Below are 18,374 nucleotides of genomic sequence, written 5' to 3'. Positions count from 1 at the left end.
TACAAATTTAATTAATTTTGATTGTGATTCAGAACATCTGCAGTCATAAAAAAAACAAAAAACCCATACTATTTTTACACAGTACAGGTTTTAGTATTTTTAAAACGATTGTGTTTTATTCTTTCTCGATTTTTATGGGTGTTTCTTCAATTTGAATAGCGCCTGAAGCCAATAATGGCTGATGAAAAGGGTGTGACATAGAAGCCTGTTGACGGATATAAGCCATTTTTATAGCTGCAATTGCCGCTTCAGTTCCTTTATTGCCATGAATTCCACCACTTCTGTCGATAGATTGCTGCATGTTATTGTCTGTTAAAACACAAAAAATAACCGGAATATCCGTTTGAACATTCAAATCTTTAATTCCCTGCGTAACACCTTCGCATACAAAGTCAAAATGTTTCGTCTGTCCCTGAATGACACATCCAATGACAATAACGGCATCAACATTTTGGGTCTGCAGCATTTTTTTTGCACCGTAAATAAGCTCAAAGCTTCCCGGTACATTCCAACGGATAATTTGCTGGGCAGGAACTTCATTATCAATCAATGCTTCAAATGCACCATTGTAAAGCCCTTCAGTTATCGTTTCATTCCACTCAGAAACAACAATCCCAAATCGAAAGTCTTTCGCATTTGGGATCGTGTTTTTATCGTATTCTGATAAATTTTTATTTTCGGTAGCCATCTTTTATATTTAAGATTTTTGATATTAGACTTTAGATTCTTAAATACAAATCTACAATCTTAAATTTAAAATCTAATATTTTTATTGTGCTAATCCAATCAATACATCAACAGAAGCAGCTTCCGGTGTTGCATCGAAGTTTTCTTTAATATCGGTAAAGTATTTTAAAGCATCTTCTTTCTGACCTAAAGCTAAAGCAGTTTTACCAGCTTTAAGCAGGAAACGAGGTGTTGTAAAATCATTTTTGTTAGATTCAGCCGCTTTTACATAATAGTCTAAAGCTTCTTTTTGCTGATTTTTCTGAGAGTAAGCATCTCCGATTGCACCTTTTGCCAAAGCACTTAAAATCAAATCTTCAGATTTAAACTCACCTAAATATTTAATTGCCTCATCGAATTTACCTGTATTCAAATACGCCATACCAGCGTAGTAATTTGCTAAGTTTCCAGCGTCAGTTCCTGAATATTCGTCAGCAATTTTTATGAATCCGAATTTACCTTCAGAACCATTCAAAGCTAATTTGTATAATGAATCGCTAGCTACACCATCAGTCGCCTTTTGGAAGTTTTGTTGTGCAACAAACATTTCGTTGGCAGCTTCATCCTGTTTCGGAGCTTCGATAAATTTTTGGTAAGCCAAATATCCAATAGTCGCAATTGCAATACCAGCAACTAAACCAATAATGATTTTTTGATTTTTAGCAACCCAATCCTCCGTTTTAGAAGCAGTCTCATCTAATTTTGAAAAAACACCAGCTGTTGTGCTGTCTTTTTCGTCAATGATTACCTGTTGTTCTTCATTTACTTCTTTAACTTCCTTTTCTTTTGGTGCTTTATATCCTCTTTTATTGTAAGTAGCCATTTAAAATTAATTTAGTGAACGGCAAAAATAAAATTTTTATTGAAACTGAGGTAAAAAAAATCAATTTTATCACTATTTTAAAAAAAATAATTTCAACAATCGCAACTCCTTTGACTTCAGCAGCAAAATAATTCATCCTGAAAAGCTTCAAAAGCCTTTTATATCGATAATTTTCGATAATTTGCACCCTCAAATTTTTGTTGTTCAAAACATGACTTTTCCTGAGCTGCGGGTATCATTTCAGCCACAGATATTACAGATTCTCACAGATTAGAGCACTATTTTAAAAGAAATCCTTTGAAAATCCTTCAATCTGTGGTGTAAAAACTGGATCTCCGGAAAAAGTCCTGCTCAAAACAGCAGATTTTATCCTTTACAATCCTTAAAAATGCACCTAAACAAAATTTCTTTATTCAATTATAAAAACTTCTCCGAAGCCAGTTTTGATTTCGACCACAAAATCAATTGTTTTGTTGGGAAAAACGGAATAGGAAAGACTAACGTGCTGGATGCAATTTATCATTTAGCGTATGGAAAAAGTTATTTTAATCCTTTGGCCGTTCAAAACATCAAACACGGGGAAGAGTTTTTTGTGATTGATGCCGAACTGGAAAAAAATGACAGAACAGAGCAAATTATCTGCAGTTTAAAAAAAGGACAGAAAAAAATCTTAAAAAGAAACGGTAAAGCCTATGATAAGTTCTCAGATCATATCGGATTTATTCCATTAGTGATTATTTCACCCGCCGACCGCGATCTGATTGTTGAAGGCAGCGAGACACGCCGTAAATTCATGGACAGTGTAATTTCACAATTGGACCATACCTATTTGCATCAGCTTATTCAATATCAGAAAATCATTGTGCAGCGAAATGCCCTTTTGAAATATTTTGCCCTGAATCATGTTTTTGACAACGACACCTTATCTATATATAATGAACAACTGGATGCTTTTGGAAAATCTATTTTTGAAAAGCGAAAAGAGTTCCTGGAACAGTTTATACCTATATTTAATAAACACCATGCAGCCATAACCGGATCTGAAGAATCCGTGCAACTGGTCTATGAAAGCCATTTATTCGAAAAAGACCTGTTGACGCTTTTACAGGAAACGATTAATAAGGATCGTGCGTTACATTATACCAGTTCCGGAATTCACAAAGACGATTTGTCTTTTGAAATCGATTCGCATCCGATAAAGAAATTCGGTTCGCAAGGCCAGCAAAAATCTTTTTTGATTGCCTTAAAACTCGCTCAGTTTGAATTTCTGAAAAAACAAAGCGGTGTAAAACCCCTGTTGCTTTTTGATGATATTTTTGATAAATTAGACGAAAGCCGGGTAGCTAAAATTATCGAAATGGTAAACAGTGACACTTTTGGGCAGCTCTTTATTTCCGATACCCATCCGGAGCGAACTGAAGCCATCGTAAAATCGACCCATCAGAGTTATAAGATCTTTAATTTGTAAGAAGCTTTTTTTGCCACGAATTTTTACTCATTATAATAATCTGCAATAATCATTAGCCACAGATTTGAAGACTTTGTAAAAGCCAGACGACTAAAAAAACTTTTAAAATTCGTGCTAATTCGTGAAATTCGTGTCGAACTTTACAACCACTCTGACGGAGAAGTATTAAATTAGCCAAAACAAATAACTGTCATAAATATCCAATATGCTAACGAAAGAATCATTGCAATTTTTAGACGACTTAAAAGCCAATAACAACAGAGACTGGTTTCAAGATAATAAAAAACGATACGAGATTTTCAAAAAAGATTACCATCAGTTAGTGGGTGATTTTCTTCATGCGATGAAACCTTTAGATCCTTCGCTGGAATTATTGGAAGTTAAAAATTGCACGTTCCGAATCAATCGTGACATTCGGTTTTCTAAAGACAAATCGCCTTACAAAGCACATTTAGGAGTCTGGATGTCTTCTGGCGCAAAAGGTCAGAATCGTTCGGGATATTATGTCCATATTGAAAAAGGCGCCAGTTTTATTGCAGGAGGTTTTTATTCACCGGATCCGGAACAACTAAAAAAAGTCCGTAAAGAAATTGCTTTTTTCCATGAGGACTTAGAAGGTATTATAGCCGACAAGAACTTCAAAAAAGAGTTTGGAAATCTGGATTTCGATGAAAACAATTCGCTTAAAAATCCACCGCGTGGTTATGAAAAAGAACATCCTGCCATTGAATTCTTAAAATTAAAAAGTTTTACCGCTACTCAAAAGTATGACATTAAAGAAGTGACCCAAAAAGATTTTGTGGCAAAGATGAGTCAGAAGCTGATTGCTTTAAAACCTTTAAACGAATTCATTAATCGTGCTTTAGAAACTGATGAATTTTAGAAAATATAAAGTTTTGCTACAGATTTCACAGATTTCACAGATTCACACAGATTAAAAAATCCTGTAAAATCTTTTAATCTGTGGCAAAAAAATTAAGTTTGCCGAATGAAAAAAAGAAAAATACTTTTTCTTGGCGAGTCCTATCGCGCTGATGCTATCACCTGGATGAAAGGCCTGAAAGAATTTGGCGATTTTGACATTATAACATGGGAACTTCAGACACCCAATAATTCAAAATTAAACCGGTTCAGGCGTATCGCAGAATATTTCTTCGCTCCTTTTGCTATTCGAAAAATCATTCGAAAAGAAAAACCCGATATGGTAATTGCCGAAAGAACCACCAGTTATGGCTTTCTTGCGGCTTTATCCGGTGCCAAAACCATTGCCATTGCGCAACAGGGAAGAACCGATTTATGGCCGGAAGGTTCCATTTTATTGCCTTTTAAGAAATTCATTCAGAAATATGCTTTCAAAAAAGCACACCTGATTCATGCCTGGGGCCCCGTGATGACCATTTCGATGAAGGAAAGAGGTGTTGACATGAATAAAGTGCTGGTGCTGCCAAAAGGAATTGACTTTTCAGTTTTCACCCCGTCCATTTCCAATGCCACCCGAATTGAAGCTATCGTAACACGTTCTTTACAGCCGGAATACCGACATGATTCGATTCTAAAAGCTTTTTCGATTTTAAACCAAAAAGGGATTGATTTTTCACTGACTATTGTGGGCGACGGAACCCGTTTGTCTTTTTTGAAAGATTTAGCCAAAGATTTACAGATCGAAAACAAAGTGATTTTTACAGGAAGAATTCCGAATACGGAACTTCCCCGATTATTGCAGCAATCGAATATTTATATCAGCATGCCGATAACCGAAGGCGTTTCGGCTTCCTTATTTGAAGCGATGGCCTGCAATTGTTATCCGGTAGTTTCTGATATTGCCGGAAATCAAAGCTGGATCACGCACCGCGAGAACGGGCAATTGATTGAAATTGATAATATCGAAATGCTGGCAGAAGAATTAATCTGGTCTTTTAATAATGTCGAATCCCGGAACAATGCAATTTTACAGAATCGAAAGTTTGTGGAAGAGAATGCGAATTACAATATTAATATGAAGATTATTGCGGATAAGTATCATGAATTGTTAGACTTGCGAAATAAAAATTAACCGCAAAGAACGCAATCCCGATAGCTATCGGGATACGCAATGAACACAAAGCTTAACGAACTTTGCACAAACTTTGTGTCTTTGCGGTAAAACCAAAAATTATAATTCTTACTTTTGAACTCAGAATAATCCCGAATTTTAGGGACGTCAAAAAAGCCTTTTATCTATGGAAATCCAATCCAATTTTTCTTTAAAAAAACACAACACTTTTGGTATTGAAGCCAAAGCGAAACAATTTGTAGCCGTTCATTCAACAGCCGAATTGAAAACCATTTTAGAGGAAAGCAAAAACCAGAAAAAATTTGTTCTGGGCGGGGGCAGCAACATGCTTTTAACGAAAGATATTGACGCTTTGGTCATTCATATCGATTTAAAAGGTAAAAAAATCATTAAAGAAGACGATGATTTTGTCTGGGTCGAAAGTCAGGCAGGAGAAACCTGGCATGATTTCGTTCTCTATACCATTGAAAATGATTTTGGCGGTTTAGAAAACATGTCCTTAATTCCCGGAAACGTTGGCACGACTCCGGTTCAGAATATTGGTGCGTACGGAACCGAGATCAAAGACACTTTTGTTTCCTGCGAAGCGATGCACATTGAATCTCAGGAAATGAGAATCTTCACCAACGCCGAATGTAATTTTGGCTACAGGGAAAGCATTTTTAAAAATGAAATCAAAGACCAATATATTATCACATCGGTCATTTATAAACTGACGAAACGCAATCATAAAATCAACACTTCGTATGGAGATATTCTGGCTGAACTGGCTAAAAACAATATTACTGCGCCGACTTTAAAAGACGTAAGCAATGCTGTAATTACTATCAGGCAAAGTAAATTACCGGATCCGAAGGAATTGGGAAACAGCGGCAGTTTTTTTAAAAATCCGATTTTACTGAAATCTGATTTTGAGAAAATCCACCAAAAATTTCCGGAAATGAAATATTACGAAGTTTCGGAAACGGAAGTAAAAGTCCCTGCGGGCTGGCTGATTGAGCAAGCCGGTTTTAAAGGAAAACGTTTCGGAGATGCCGGAGTTCATAAAAATCAGGCTTTGGTTTTGGTGAATTACGGAAATGCCACCGGGCAGGAAATTTTAGCCGTTTCAAAAGACGTTCAGGATACGGTTTTTAAAACGTTTGGCATTCATATCGAAGCTGAAGTAAATGTGATTTGATTTAAATATCCTGCCACGAATTACACGAATTCCCACTAATTTATTCGGATTAATTCATGCAATTCGTGGCAAAAAAACAAGACCTAAAAATGTACACACCTGAGATATACAAAAACGAAGATCCGGAATCGATCAGAGCTTTCTTAAGAGAAAATAGTTTTGGAATCCTGATCAATCTGACCAACGGAAAATTATGTGCTACCCATATTCCGATCGAACTCGAAATTAAGGCTGATGGCACAGAAGTTCTGCAGGGTCATATTTCAAAATTAAATCCGCAGGCAGAAGGTTTTGCAGAAAACGATCAGGTTCTTGCTGTCTTTTCAGGTCCTCACAGTTATATTTCTTCTTCGTGGTACGATCATGAGAATGTCCCGACATGGAACTATATAGCCGTACATGTTTACGGACGCATCAAAATTACCGATGAAGCCGCAACAATTGAATCCCTTAGAAAATTGGTTGATAAATACGAAGCTGGTTCAGAGAATCCGGTTCGCCTGGATAACCTGTCCACAAAAACCATGCGTGAAGCCAGAGGAATTTTTGGTTTTGAAATCGCAATTGATGAAATTCAGGCGACAAAAAAACTATCGCAAAACAGAGACGATTTTAATTATAAAAACATAATTTCGGAGTTGGAAAAGACCGAAAACCCTCAGGCTATTGCTGTTGCGAAAGAAATGTCAAAATGCCGAAAGTAAATTGGTATTAATCATTGAAAATTAGGAATTCATAAGTACATTTGCACGCGCAAGATTCAGAAATCAAAAGACATTAAAATCAGATGCTTACATTCATTTTTTACTTTTTTATTGCTATTGTTGTTCTACAACTTTCTTACTATCTGGGCATTTTCGGGAAATTTGCTTTCGGCAAACCGCAAAGCATCACACCAAAAGACATTCCGGTTTCTGTGATTGTCTGTGCCAAAAATGAAGAAGAAAATGTAAAAAAATATATCCCGCTATTAGCGGAACAAAACTATCCTGACTTTGAAATTGTTTTAATTGATGATGCTTCAAGCGATGAAACACTGGAAGTTTTTGAAGAATTTGAAAAACAATACAGCAACATTCGTTTAGTAAAAGTAGAAAACAATGAAGCCTTTTGGGGGAACAAAAAATATGCTTTGACACTTGGAATTAAAGCATCCAAAAAAGAATATCTTTTATTTACCGATGCAGATTGTTATCCGACATCAAAAGAATGGATTACGGCAATGACTTCACAATTTACCCTGAACAAAACCATTGTTTTAGGTTATGGCGGTTACGAGAAAAGAGAGCGTTCGTTATTGAATAAACTTATTCGATTTGAAACTGTTCTTACGGCAGTACAATATTTCTCCTGGGCAAAAATTGGACTTCCCTATATGGGCGTTGGGCGAAATTTAGCTTACAAAAGGGAAGAGTTTTTCAATGTAAATGGATTTATCGAGCACATTCAGGTTCGTTCGGGTGATGATGATTTGTTCGTGAATCAGGCTGCCAATAAAAGCAACACTACAATTGCCTACACTCCTGAAAGTTTCACGTATTCGAAACCAAAAGAAACATATGCAGAATGGTTTTCTCAAAAAAGAAGACATGTTTCTACTGCAAATTATTACAAAGTTTTTGATAAAATTCAGTTAGGTCTTTTTTACACCTCACAATTATTTTTCTTTTTATTAGTTATCCTTCTATTGTCTTTTCAATTTCAGTGGATTGCTGTATTGGCTTTAATCGCGACTCGCTACACCATTGCGTGGATTGTAATGGGGTTTTCAGCCGGAAAATTGAGAGAAAAAGATTTAAAAGTATGGTTTCCTATTGTAGAAATCATGCTTATATTCACGCAAATTAATATCTTTATAACTAATATCTTTTCAAAACCTGTACATTGGAAATAAATTCTAAAATAGAAAAAGCAAAAAAAGGCGATCAGATCGCCTTTACTTTTTTGTTAGATTTCTATTGGAATGAAGTGTACGGATTTATGCTGAAACGTACCGAAAACGAAACTACTGCCGAAGATATTACGATCGAAACTTTCTCAAAAGCTTTCGACAAAATTGCCTCTTACAATCCTGAATTTCAGTTCAACACCTGGTTAATTGCAATTGCAAAAAATGTTTACATTGATTTATTACGTAAAAAGAAAACCAATCTTTTTATAGAAATTACGGATACTGAAGACCAACAGGCATATAACATCGCTGACACTACTCCGTCTGCGGAAGATGCTTTAATTAAAGAGCAAAATCTTTCCCGTCTGCTGCAATGCATCAAAGAATTAAAACCCCATTATCAGGAAGTAATTCAGCTGCGTTATTTTCAGGAAATGACTTATCAGGAAATTGCACTCAAGATTGATGAGCCTTTAAGCAACGTAAAAGTAAAACTACTCCGCGCTAAAAAATTGTTAGCAGAAATCATCGAACGTAATAGATAATTTATTATCTTTAGTTAAAGATTAAAATAGCCACGTATTTTTTCTTAAAAAGATTAAAATTTCACAAACCCTTACATGTTCTTTTGTTTTTATTGTCCAATCAAAATCAAAAATTTTGTTGCTTATGATTTAATGTTTACTTAACCTTAAAATCCAATCTAATTATGTCTAAACTAAGCATCTATGAAACCAAGTGGACCAATCTTGTTTTCGAAAACAAAAACAAAGAATACGGCGCGTACCAATTACGCCAGGAAAGTTCTAAAAATTCAATAACAGCTTTATTTGCAGGATTGCTAGTCATAGCAACTATAGGCAGTGCTTCTGTTTTGGTAAACAAATTTAAACCAAGTGCAGTCATTGACCCAATACCTACGGATATTCCCATGACGGATCCTGTTATTGTTACACAAGTAGATCTAAATCAGGACATACCGCCCGCTCCTCCTGCACCACCGCAAAGCGCTTCGACACCATTAACTGAAGTAGTTCAGCTTACAAATCCTGTTGTTGCCAGAACTGAAGAGGCTGTGCAGGAAATTGCGACTAATAAAGTAAATGCACCCGTAGTTGAAAATACCAGCGGAACAGGGGTTGCTACTACTAATGTTTTACCATCAAATGGTAATGGCGGAGAAGTAGCTTCAGTAGCTCCAACCACTAACGAACCTGTGCTTGCTGCAACATTAGACAAACAACCTGAATTTCCGGGAGGAATGGCTAAATTCTACACTTTCGTTGGAAATAATTTCCAAAGACCGGAACTGGATGCTGAAAAAACTTTACAGGTTTATGTTTCTTTTGTCGTTGAAAAAGACGGTTCCTTAACAGACATCATGGTAAAAAAAGATCCGGGTTACGGAATGGGAAAAGAAGCTATTCGCGTTCTGAAATCATTAAGAACAAAATGGAGTCCAGGTATCTTAGACGGAAAACCGGTTCGCACCGCATACAATCTTCCAATTACAATAAAAACGGAACTGGAATAACAAAATAAAAAGGCAGAATTTAGGTTCTGCCTTTTTTTATGGATTTTTTTTAATGCTCTGATTCCTTTTCACATCCTGAATTTCATCCTTTTTACTTTCTTTCATCTTAACTCCTTTCTTTATAAAATTAAAAAGCAATTCATAAAATCAGTAAAATCAAGTATATTTACAGTATATAAAAAGGATTGTATTAAAAATTAAAAACTATAAAAATGGGAATATTTTCGGCTATTATTGGTAATGCTGGTTCAGTAAGTCAAGAAGATTTAATTAAAAAATACGGACAACTTTTAACAGACAATGAAGAAATCGAAATGGGTTTTAAACTTATCCGCGATACTTTTATCTTCACGAACAAAAGATTAATTCTGGTTGACGTACAAGGAATTACAGGAAGTAAAACAGAATACAAATCAATTGCCTATAAAAGCATTACTCGCTTTAGCATTGAAACAGCAGGTACTTTTGACCTTGATGCTGAATTAAAAATCTGGGTTTCGAGTGAATTACAACCAAGCATCGTAAAACAATTTAACAAATCGGTAAATGTGTATGATGTACAAAAAGTTCTGGCACATCACGTTTTAGGATAATAAAAAAACCCGACAAATTAAATTGTCGGGTTTTCTTTTTTATGATAATCAATAGTGGTTATTTCTTTTTAGTTGCTTTTTTTGTTGTCTTCGTTTTTTTAGCCGGTGCGGGAACTGTGTTTACAATTTTTTGCTGCACATAAGGTTTATACAAACCATCTTTTTCCGCTCTTGCCTTGGCATCATCAGCTCTCTTTTTAGAGTCCGGGTGCGAGCTCATCATCTGATCGATAAAGGAAGCTTCAGTTCCTTCACTCATTTTTGCTAAAATTCTAAAGGCAGATTCTTCGGCATTGATGTTATATCCGTTTTTCTTCAAAAAGTTATACGAAAATAAATCAGCCTCTGTTTCCTGTTTTCTACTGTGTTTGCTATCAATTAAAGCACTTCCTATTTTACCTAACTGGCTATCTGTTACTGATGTAATAGTTGCCGATTGGGAAGAAACCCCATCAATTAATGCTTCTTTTTGGTAAGCTGCACGCATTGCATCTCGTGAATCATTATTCGCAACGTGACCAATCTCATGTCCGATTACAGCCAATAATTCATTATCATCCATAATATCCATCAGACCAGAATATACACGAACACTTCCGTCAGCTGTGGCAAATGCATTTACTTCTTTTACTTTATATACTTTAAAGTTTAAAGTATATCCCTCACCAGCAGTATGTTTACCAAAGACCCTGTTCAATCGTATTGCATATCCATCTGTTGCAGGCGCAACTACATTTTCTGCATCTAACTTAACAACTGCTTCTTTAGACAACGCTGCAGCATCGGCATTACTTAGTGTAAAGCCAGCGACTCCTTTTTGAACAGCTCCAAGAGCTTTTTCACCAAAATTAATCTGCGCATTCATACTGGTGAAACTAAAGGCTGCAAACAAAGCACCTGATATTATAAATTTCTTTTTCATGTTTTTATATTATTACAATTTAACAACAAATGTACTATTAACAAAATTCTATTTTATCTCTTTTCGAGTAATTTTATAACAAATAAAGATATAAATTTTAAACTGGTAAAAATCAAACCGCTGTCACTATTATTCATCCTAAATCAATTAATTAATAAAAAACAAAACAGTTCAGGAGGCTTGCCTTTTTTAAATCAAAATTTTAACAGTAAGCCTAAATTATATGCAATACGAGTTTTCTTAATCCCAAAGCAATGCAATAGCAAATTAACCCTTAAACAAATCTCCAAATAAACAACATTCCGTATCTTTGTGCTTTGAATTTTGATATATGGAAACAGTCATTGAAAATATACCAACCGGAAAACCTAAATGGTTAAAAGTAAAACTTCCGATTGGGCAAAAATATACTGAACTTCGTGGTTTGGTGGATAAATACAGCTTAAATACGATTTGTACCTCAGGAAGCTGCCCTAATATGGGAGAATGCTGGGGCGAAGGAACAGCCACTTTTATGATTCTTGGAAACGTTTGTACCCGTTCCTGCGGATTTTGCGGCGTAAAAACCGGAAGGCCGGAAACCGTAGACTGGGATGAACCTGAAAAAGTAGCCCGCTCTATAAAAATCATGAATATTAAACATGCCGTAATTACAAGCGTTGACAGAGATGATCTGAAAGATGGCGGTTCTATCATCTGGATTGAAACGGTGAAAGCAATTCGCAGAATGAATCCTAATACGACTCTTGAGACTTTAATTCCGGACTTTCAGGGAATTGAAAGAAACCTTGACCGAATTGTGGAAGCAAATCCTGAAGTAGTTTCACATAATGTTGAAACGGTTCGTCGTTTGACACGTGAAGTACGTATTCAGGCCAAATACGACCGCAGTCTTGAAGTTTTACGTTATTTAAAAGAAAAAGGAATCAACAGAACCAAATCCGGAATTATGCTGGGACTTGGCGAAACGGAAGAAGAGGTTTTCCAGACGATGACAGATTTACGAAATGCAAATGTAGATGTGGTGACCATCGGTCAGTACCTGCAGCCGAGTAAAAAACATTTACCGGTAAAAGAATTCATAACGCCTGATCAGTTTGCGAAATACGAGAAATTCGGACTTGAATTAGGTTTCCGTCATGTCGAAAGCGGACCATTGGTTCGTTCTTCCTACAAAGCACAAAAACATATTTTATAGAAAAAAGTTATTCGTTTAACTGATTAATTGTTTAATCGTACTGACAATTAAGCGATTAACCGGCTAAAAGATTAAACAAATAAACAAAAAGATTGAAAACAAGAATTGCTGTAAATGGTTTTGGGAGAATTGGAAGAAATCTATTCCGTTTACTTTTAAACCATCCTGAAATTGAAGTCGTTGCTATCAACGATATCGCAGATAACAAAACCATGTCGCATTTGATAAAATACGACAGTATTCACGGTGTCCTGCCTGTCCAAGTAAGTCACGATGAAAAAAGTATTATTGTTGATGGAAAACATTTTTTATTTTTTCATGAAAAAAGTATTTCAAATTTGGACTGGAAAAGCCATTCTATTGATTTTGTGATAGAATGTACCGGAAAATACAAAACGCATGAAGAATTAAACGCTCACATTGAAGTTGGGGCAAAAAAAGTAATCCTTTCTGCTCCTTCTGAAGTTGACACGATAAAAACAGTCGTTCTTGGCGTTAATGAGAACATTCTGGATGGAACTGAAACCATAGTTTCGAATGCGAGTTGTACCACAAACAATGCTGCCCCGATGATCAAAATCATTGATGAATTATGCGGAATCGAGCAGGCATACATTACAACAATACATTCTTACACTACCGACCAAAGCCTTCACGACCAGCCACATAAGGACTTACGCCGTGCCAGAGGTGCGAGTCAGTCAATTGTTCCGACAACTACTGGTGCAGCTAAGGCTCTAACAAAAATTTTTCCTAAATTGCATGAGAAAATAGGTGGTTGTGGAATTCGGGTTCCTGTTCCGGATGGTTCATTGACCGATATTACGTTTAATGTAAAACGTGCTGTTACTATCGAAGAAATCAACACCGCTTTTGAAAACGCCTCAAATACAAGTTTAAAAGGAATATTAGATTACACAGAAGATCCGATCGTATCGGTTGATGTAATTGGCAATAGAAATTCGTGTCTGTTTGACGCCCAGCTAACTTCCGTTATTGATAAAATGGTAAAAGTTGTAGGCTGGTACGATAATGAAATTGGCTATTCATCAAGATTGATTGATTTGATTCTGCTGATGAAAAAAGCATAAGATTCATTGTAAGAAGCATTGCGATACATGAAACACTACCTTTTAATTCTTATAAGTTTTTTTAATCCGTTTTTGTATTCTCAGGCCAAAAAGAGTACAGATAGCATTATCTATTATAATAAACTGGCCAACACCAATCTTCAGAATAAAAAGTACGATCAGGCCGTTTTTTTTACAGAAAAATCGATTGCTTTTTGTGCTTCCAATAACAAATCGGAGAATTTAGCCAATCAGACTTTTAAGCTTGGTAAAATTTATTACAACCTTGGAAATTATGAAGATGCCTTAAAAAACTTTCACAGAAGTGTTTCTTTATTCAGCAAAGTAAAACCAACCTGTACCAAAGCCCTTGCACTGCATTACATTGGTGTCACGAATACTGCGAAAGGAAATTACAAAACCGCCGATATCTATTACACAAGAGCGGAGAATCTTCTAAAAAAATTAAATATTGCTGATAGCGCCGAAATTTTAAGCTATCAAAAAGCGATGGCATTCAAGGCAAATAAAAACTTTCCCTTAGCCATACAAACTTTTCAAAGCATAATTAAAAAACCGGATAACAGCTCCATTTTAAAAGCAAAAACCGACGCCTATTATCAGCTTGGTCTGCTGGAAACCCAGCTTCAACAAAATGATTCTGCTCTCTTTTATTTCGATAATGCTTTAGAAATGAGTGCCAAAAACAACGATTTAGCACAAAAGTCAAAAATCGTTCTGGGCATCAGTCGCTATTACAAAAAGAACAGGAATTTTGATCTGGCCTACTCTTATCTTGATGAACATTATCAGATTGAGAACTATATCTTAAAAATAAAAAATGCCAAATTAGATCTAAACGAATTTGAAAAGTTTAAAAAAAACCAATCAATCAGTACTAGTTTAAAACGCGAGAGTGAAGAAAAGATTCAGTTAAAAACGTATCGTTACTCTAAGCTGGTTAGCATTTTAGCCATTGCCTTAATTTCTATTTTATCCCTTTTGAGTCTGGCTTTATACAAAAACAATATTATTCGAAATCAGAATAATTTACTTTTGAGAGAGAAAAACAAGGAACTTATCCTGGCTAAAAACAAGGCTGAAAAAGCATCAAGAGCCAGATCAGAATTTTTATCAACTGTAAGTCATGAACTCCGCACTCCCTTAAATGCCATTAACGGAATTACACATTTACTGCTGGAAGACAGTCCTAAAAAAACGCAGTTAAAATACCTGGAATCTTTAAAATTCTCAGGAAATTACCTTACCACTTTTATCAACGAGATTCTTGAGATCAATAAAATAGATTCTACAAAAATAGAAATTGAAAATATTTCTTTTAACCTTAAAGAGTTGTTATTCAACATTCAAAGTTCCTTAAAAGAATTAGCAGCCGCCAATAAGAATTATTTCAATCTTGAAATAGACGAGACTATTCCGGACAATTTAATTGGCGACCCAACCAAATTATCCCAAATTATACTCAACTTAATCAACAATGCTCTAAAATTTACACAAAACGGACATGTAAGCGTCATTGCGAAATTATATGCGATTGAAGATGAAAGTGCAATCGTTTATTTTGAAATTGTGGATACCGGAATTGGAATTCCGGAAGACAAATTACAAACTGTTTTTGAAAGTTTTTCTCAGGGATCTGTAGAAGTTAATCGCAAATACGGCGGAACAGGTTTAGGTCTTACAATTGTAAAAAAATTAATTGAACTTCTGGGCGGTGAAATCAAACTAAAAAGCGAGGTCGGCAAAGGTTCTGCTTTCACCTTCAGACTAGATTTCAGAATCAACAAAGAGCCCCTTGAAATAAAGGAAGAAGCCAAATCATACAACGACAGGCAGTTCCAGCACAAATCTATTTTATTGATTGAAGACAACAAAATCAATCAGATGATTACCCGAAAAATGCTCGAAAACAAAGCTATAACCTGCGAAATAATCGATAATGGCGAAGATGCAGTTGAGCTGTTGAAAGTAAAAAAATTCGATATGATTCTAATGGATGTCCACTTACCCGGAATCAATGGAACGACTGCTACAAAACAAATCCGGGAATTTGACAAAACTACTCCGATTATCGCCTTAACAGCTATTTCGCTGGATGAAAACAGGGATATGCTTTTATCTTTCGGAATGAATGATGTGATTACAAAACCTTTCGCTCCCGATGAATTTTATAGTATTATTGCGAAATTTTTTGATAAAAACTAAATCCCAGGAATTCAGTCGTTAAGGTTCTAAGTTTGATTTAACATATTCGAGTACCGTTGCCTCAAAATTTTTATGGTTGTTGATAAACGTAGTTTTTATGGGCAGGTAATACAATTGCGAAGCCAGTTTAGAATCTTTTAAACGAACATAATCTTTCTCTGTAGTAATGATTTTCTGGCTTCCGGCTTTACCCTGAATCGCATCTAAATCAGCATCAGAGAAGTGATGATGATCCGGAAAAGTCAGGCATTGATCTTTTTCATTTTTTAAATAATTGAAAAATGGCGTTGGTTTTGCGATTCCGGCCAAAAGCAGTTTTGATTCATTTTTAAGCTCATTTACAGCTGTTTTCTGCTCTTTACTATAAATAAAATCATCATAATCTATAAAAGTAAAATAGATTTGCTGCGAATAGGTCAGTTTCAATTTCAGGCGAATTTGTTCTTGTCTTTCAACAGATAAATTCCCCGGGCATTTTGTTATGATTACAATATTTGCACGATTTGCTCCACTCCTGCTTTCGCGAAGATTTCCGGTTGGCAGCATAAAATCGTCTGCATATAAATCATCGTAAGAACTTAGCAAAATATAAAAACCTGCTTTTACTTTTCGGTGTTGATAGGCGTCATCTAATAAAACAACTTGTGGTTTTTCATTGCCGGAAAGCAATTGTGTAATTCCATTTGTTCTGTCTGCATCGACAGCTACCTGAATATTTGGAAATTTTTGATAAAACTGAAAGGGTTCATCTCCTAAAATTTCAGCGTTTGAGCCCGCGTCGGCTAAAATGAAACCTTCCGATTTTCTTTTATAGCCGCGGCTTAAGGTTGCGACTTTATAATTATCCGACAATAATCGAATCAGATATTCGATCTGAGGTGTTTTTCCGGTTCCGCCAACACTTAGATTTCCGACAGCAATAACAGGCAGATCAAATGAAGTTGATTTCAGAATCCCTTTATCAAAAAGATAATTCCTAATTGAGGTAATGAATCCGTATAAAATGGCAAACGGAAAAAGTATTTTTCGAAGTAAGTTCATATTTTAAAGGCTCAGGATTTCCTATTCCTTCAAAAGGAGTTTCAGAAAGTTCTAATAGAATTTTTTCAATATTTTTAATGCTTTTTTTTCTCCAGATTTGTAATGTTGAATAATATGCTTTTTTTTGCAATTTCCTTTATTTCAATCCTAAACTTCACATACATCATTAGGATTTACTTCTACACTTTTTTTACTATTAGCTGATTTGAAAACCATTTCTACAAACTCAGAATTGTACGGACTTTGTTCTTCATTCGCCTTTTTAGAATCTGTATCTATAATTTCTATTCCTTCAACATCTTTAAAAAAAGCTTCAAACATAGCCATAAATGCTTTTCCTGTTTTGGTACGCTCGTTGATTTTTATCGTAGTTAGAACTTTAGGGTTAGAATTACAAATATACTAAAATCATATGATTGGTATATATAATACAAATTAAACAACCGTCCTTTCAGACAAATATTGATTTATTAATGTATATTTTTTTCGTTAATTTGTTGCAGTTTTCAATTACTATATAAATCTTGAAAACTAAAATCTGAAACAAAATTCAATGAAAATCAAAGAAATAGTAACAGTTCTGGAGGAAATGGCTCCTTTGGCTTATGCCGAAGATTTTGATAACGTAGGACTTCTTGTTGGCGATGATGAAGCGGAAAGTACTGGCGTTTTAGTTTGTCATGATGCTTTAGAAGCTATTATAGACGAAGCTATTGCTAAGAATTGCAATTTGGTGGTTTGTTTTCACCCGATTTTATTCTCCGGAATTAAAAAGATAACAGGCAAGAATTATGTGGAGCGTGCGATCCTGAAAGCGATCAAAAACGATATTGCCATTTATGCCATTCATACTGCTTTAGACAATCATTCGGCAGGCGTTAATAAAATATTCTGTGATGCATTGGGTTTAGTAAACACGAAAATATTGATTCCAAAAGAGAACTTCATTCAGAAATTAGTAACTTATACCACTCCTGATAATTCTGAAAAAGTTCGAAATGCCCTGTTTGAGGCTGGTGCAGGGACTATAGGAAATTATGATAATTGCAGTTTTAATACGGAAGGTTTTTTTACTTTTAAAGGAAATGAAGACAGTAATCCTGTTATAGGAGAAAGAGGAAAATTACATACCGGAACCGAAATAAAAATTGAAGTTGTTTTCGAAAAACATTTACAATCTAAAATCCTGAAAGCCCTTTTTGCCAATCATCTGTACGAAGAAGTCGCATATGAAATTTATACCCTGCAAAATTCGCATCAGAATATCGGGTTAGGAATGATTGGTGAGTTTGAAACTGAAATGGAGGAGAAAGACTTTTTATATTTTGTAAAAGATAAAATGATTGCCAATGGAATTCGTCATTCTGCTTTTACCGGAAAAAGAATAAAAAAAGTAGCCGTTTTGGGAGGTTCTGGAAGTTTTGCCATAAAAAATGCCATTCAGGCCGGAGCAGATGCTTTTTTAACCGCAGATTTAAAATACCATCAATTTTACGAAGCCGAAAACCGATTACTTTTAGCCGATATTGGTCATTTTGAGAGTGAACGCTATACAAAAAACTATATTGTTGATTATCTTCAAAAAAAAATCCTTAATTTTGCCATCATTTTAGCAGAAGAAAATACAAATCCAGTTAAGTACTTATAGA

19 protein-coding genes are annotated in these 18,374 nt (G+C 35.2%); 13 read left to right on the top strand and 6 right to left on the bottom strand.

What is annotated here, in order from left to right; translation table 11 throughout:
* Nucleotides 1-115: 115 nt before the first annotated feature.
* Both ribH and EV142_RS14040 read right to left on the bottom strand, forming a co-directional pair.
* Nucleotides 116-688 carry a 6,7-dimethyl-8-ribityllumazine synthase gene (ribH, locus tag EV142_RS14045; RefSeq protein ID WP_065450990.1) on the bottom strand — a complete coding sequence of 191 codons (573 nt, stop codon included), beginning with the start codon at nt 686-688 and terminating at the stop codon, nt 116-118.
* 81 nt (nt 689-769) lie between these two features.
* Nucleotides 770-1,549 (bottom strand): tetratricopeptide repeat protein, encoded by a 780-nt coding sequence (locus EV142_RS14040; protein ID WP_132036494.1) that lies wholly within the window; start codon nt 1,547-1,549, stop codon nt 770-772.
* Nucleotides 1,550-1,937: 388 nt separating this feature from the next.
* Here EV142_RS14040 and recF point away from each other — a divergent pair, with 388 nt between their 5' ends.
* The 9 genes from recF (at nt 1,938) to EV142_RS13995 (ending at nt 10,268) form a co-directional block, all read left to right on the top strand.
* Nucleotides 1,938-3,017, top strand: a complete 1,080-nt coding sequence (recF, locus tag EV142_RS14035) for a DNA replication/repair protein RecF (protein ID WP_132036493.1) — start codon at nt 1,938-1,940, stop codon at nt 3,015-3,017.
* Nucleotides 3,018-3,222: 205 nt separating this feature from the next.
* Nucleotides 3,223-3,900, top strand: coding sequence for a DUF2461 domain-containing protein (locus EV142_RS14030; protein WP_132036492.1), 678 nt, complete (start codon nt 3,223-3,225; stop codon nt 3,898-3,900).
* A 105-nt stretch (nt 3,901-4,005) separates the two neighbouring features.
* Nucleotides 4,006-5,070, top strand: coding sequence for a glycosyltransferase (locus tag EV142_RS14025; protein WP_132036491.1), 1,065 nt, complete (start codon nt 4,006-4,008; stop codon nt 5,068-5,070).
* Between the two features lie 166 nt (nt 5,071-5,236).
* The gene (murB, locus tag EV142_RS14020; protein WP_132036490.1) at nt 5,237-6,250 is read left to right on the top strand and encodes a UDP-N-acetylmuramate dehydrogenase; all 1,014 of its coding nucleotides are present in this window, start codon (nt 5,237-5,239) and stop codon (nt 6,248-6,250) included.
* An 89-nt stretch (nt 6,251-6,339) separates the two neighbouring features.
* The gene (locus EV142_RS14015) at nt 6,340-6,954 is read left to right on the top strand and encodes an FMN-binding negative transcriptional regulator (RefSeq protein WP_132036489.1); all 615 of its coding nucleotides are present in this window, start codon (nt 6,340-6,342) and stop codon (nt 6,952-6,954) included.
* 83 nt (nt 6,955-7,037) lie between these two features.
* Nucleotides 7,038-8,144 carry a glycosyltransferase gene (locus EV142_RS14010; RefSeq protein ID WP_132036488.1) on the top strand — a complete coding sequence of 369 codons (1,107 nt, stop codon included), beginning with the start codon at nt 7,038-7,040 and terminating at the stop codon, nt 8,142-8,144.
* Nucleotides 8,135-8,686 carry an RNA polymerase sigma factor gene (locus tag EV142_RS14005; RefSeq protein WP_132036487.1) on the top strand — a complete coding sequence of 184 codons (552 nt, stop codon included), beginning with the start codon at nt 8,135-8,137 and terminating at the stop codon, nt 8,684-8,686. The genes EV142_RS14010 and EV142_RS14005 overlap by 10 nt, the downstream gene beginning before the upstream one ends.
* 164 nt (nt 8,687-8,850) lie before the next feature.
* On the top strand, nt 8,851-9,675 hold the full coding sequence (locus tag EV142_RS14000) for an energy transducer TonB (protein WP_132036486.1): 825 nt from the start codon (nt 8,851-8,853) through the stop codon (nt 9,673-9,675).
* A 212-nt stretch (nt 9,676-9,887) separates the two neighbouring features.
* Nucleotides 9,888-10,268, top strand: coding sequence for a PH domain-containing protein (locus EV142_RS13995; RefSeq protein WP_132036485.1), 381 nt, complete (start codon nt 9,888-9,890; stop codon nt 10,266-10,268).
* Nucleotides 10,269-10,326: 58 nt separating this feature from the next.
* Here the strand turns inward: EV142_RS13995 and EV142_RS13990 are convergent, their stop codons facing one another.
* Complete coding sequence (locus EV142_RS13990; RefSeq protein WP_132036484.1) at nt 10,327-11,190, bottom strand: M48 family metalloprotease; 864 nt, start codon at nt 11,188-11,190, stop codon at nt 10,327-10,329.
* A 331-nt stretch (nt 11,191-11,521) separates the two neighbouring features.
* Between EV142_RS13990 and lipA the strand changes: the two genes are divergently transcribed.
* The 3 genes from lipA to EV142_RS13975 all read left to right on the top strand — a co-directional run bounded on the left by lipA (nt 11,522) and on the right by EV142_RS13975 (nt 15,684).
* Entirely contained in the window at nt 11,522-12,388 is an 867-nt protein-coding gene (gene lipA / locus EV142_RS13985) for a lipoyl synthase (RefSeq protein ID WP_029272210.1), read from the top strand.
* A gap of 92 nt (nt 12,389-12,480) precedes the next feature.
* A complete protein-coding gene (gap, locus tag EV142_RS13980; RefSeq protein ID WP_132036483.1) occupies nt 12,481-13,479 on the top strand; it encodes a type I glyceraldehyde-3-phosphate dehydrogenase in 999 nt (332 codons plus the stop codon).
* Nucleotides 13,480-13,506: 27 nt separating this feature from the next.
* Complete coding sequence (locus EV142_RS13975) at nt 13,507-15,684, top strand: tetratricopeptide repeat-containing hybrid sensor histidine kinase/response regulator (protein WP_132036482.1); 2,178 nt, start codon at nt 13,507-13,509, stop codon at nt 15,682-15,684.
* A gap of 18 nt (nt 15,685-15,702) precedes the next feature.
* On the opposite strand, the gene lpxK is transcribed toward EV142_RS13975, so the two are convergent.
* From lpxK to EV142_RS13960, 3 genes are read right to left on the bottom strand one after another with little or no spacing between them, the layout of a single operon-like run.
* Entirely contained in the window at nt 15,703-16,725 is a 1,023-nt protein-coding gene (lpxK, locus tag EV142_RS13970) for a tetraacyldisaccharide 4'-kinase (RefSeq protein ID WP_132036481.1), read from the bottom strand.
* Entirely contained in the window at nt 16,661-16,855 is a 195-nt protein-coding gene (locus EV142_RS24695; protein WP_132036480.1) for a type II toxin-antitoxin system YoeB family toxin, read from the bottom strand. Before EV142_RS24695 ends, lpxK begins: the two co-directional genes overlap by 65 nt.
* 17 nt (nt 16,856-16,872) lie before the next feature.
* A complete protein-coding gene (locus EV142_RS13960) occupies nt 16,873-17,052 on the bottom strand; it encodes a hypothetical protein (protein WP_132036479.1) in 180 nt (59 codons plus the stop codon).
* A 226-nt stretch (nt 17,053-17,278) separates the two neighbouring features.
* Here EV142_RS13960 and EV142_RS13955 point away from each other — a divergent pair, with 226 nt between their 5' ends.
* On the top strand, nt 17,279-18,373 hold the full coding sequence (locus tag EV142_RS13955; protein WP_132036478.1) for a Nif3-like dinuclear metal center hexameric protein: 1,095 nt from the start codon (nt 17,279-17,281) through the stop codon (nt 18,371-18,373).
* Nucleotide 18,374: the final 1 nt, after the last annotated feature.

Origin of the sequence: Flavobacterium circumlabens (assembly GCF_004345565.1) — a bacterium.
GTDB lineage: Bacteria > Bacteroidota > Bacteroidia > Flavobacteriales > Flavobacteriaceae > Flavobacterium > Flavobacterium circumlabens.
This window is presented reverse-complemented; position numbering and strand designations above follow the sequence as displayed.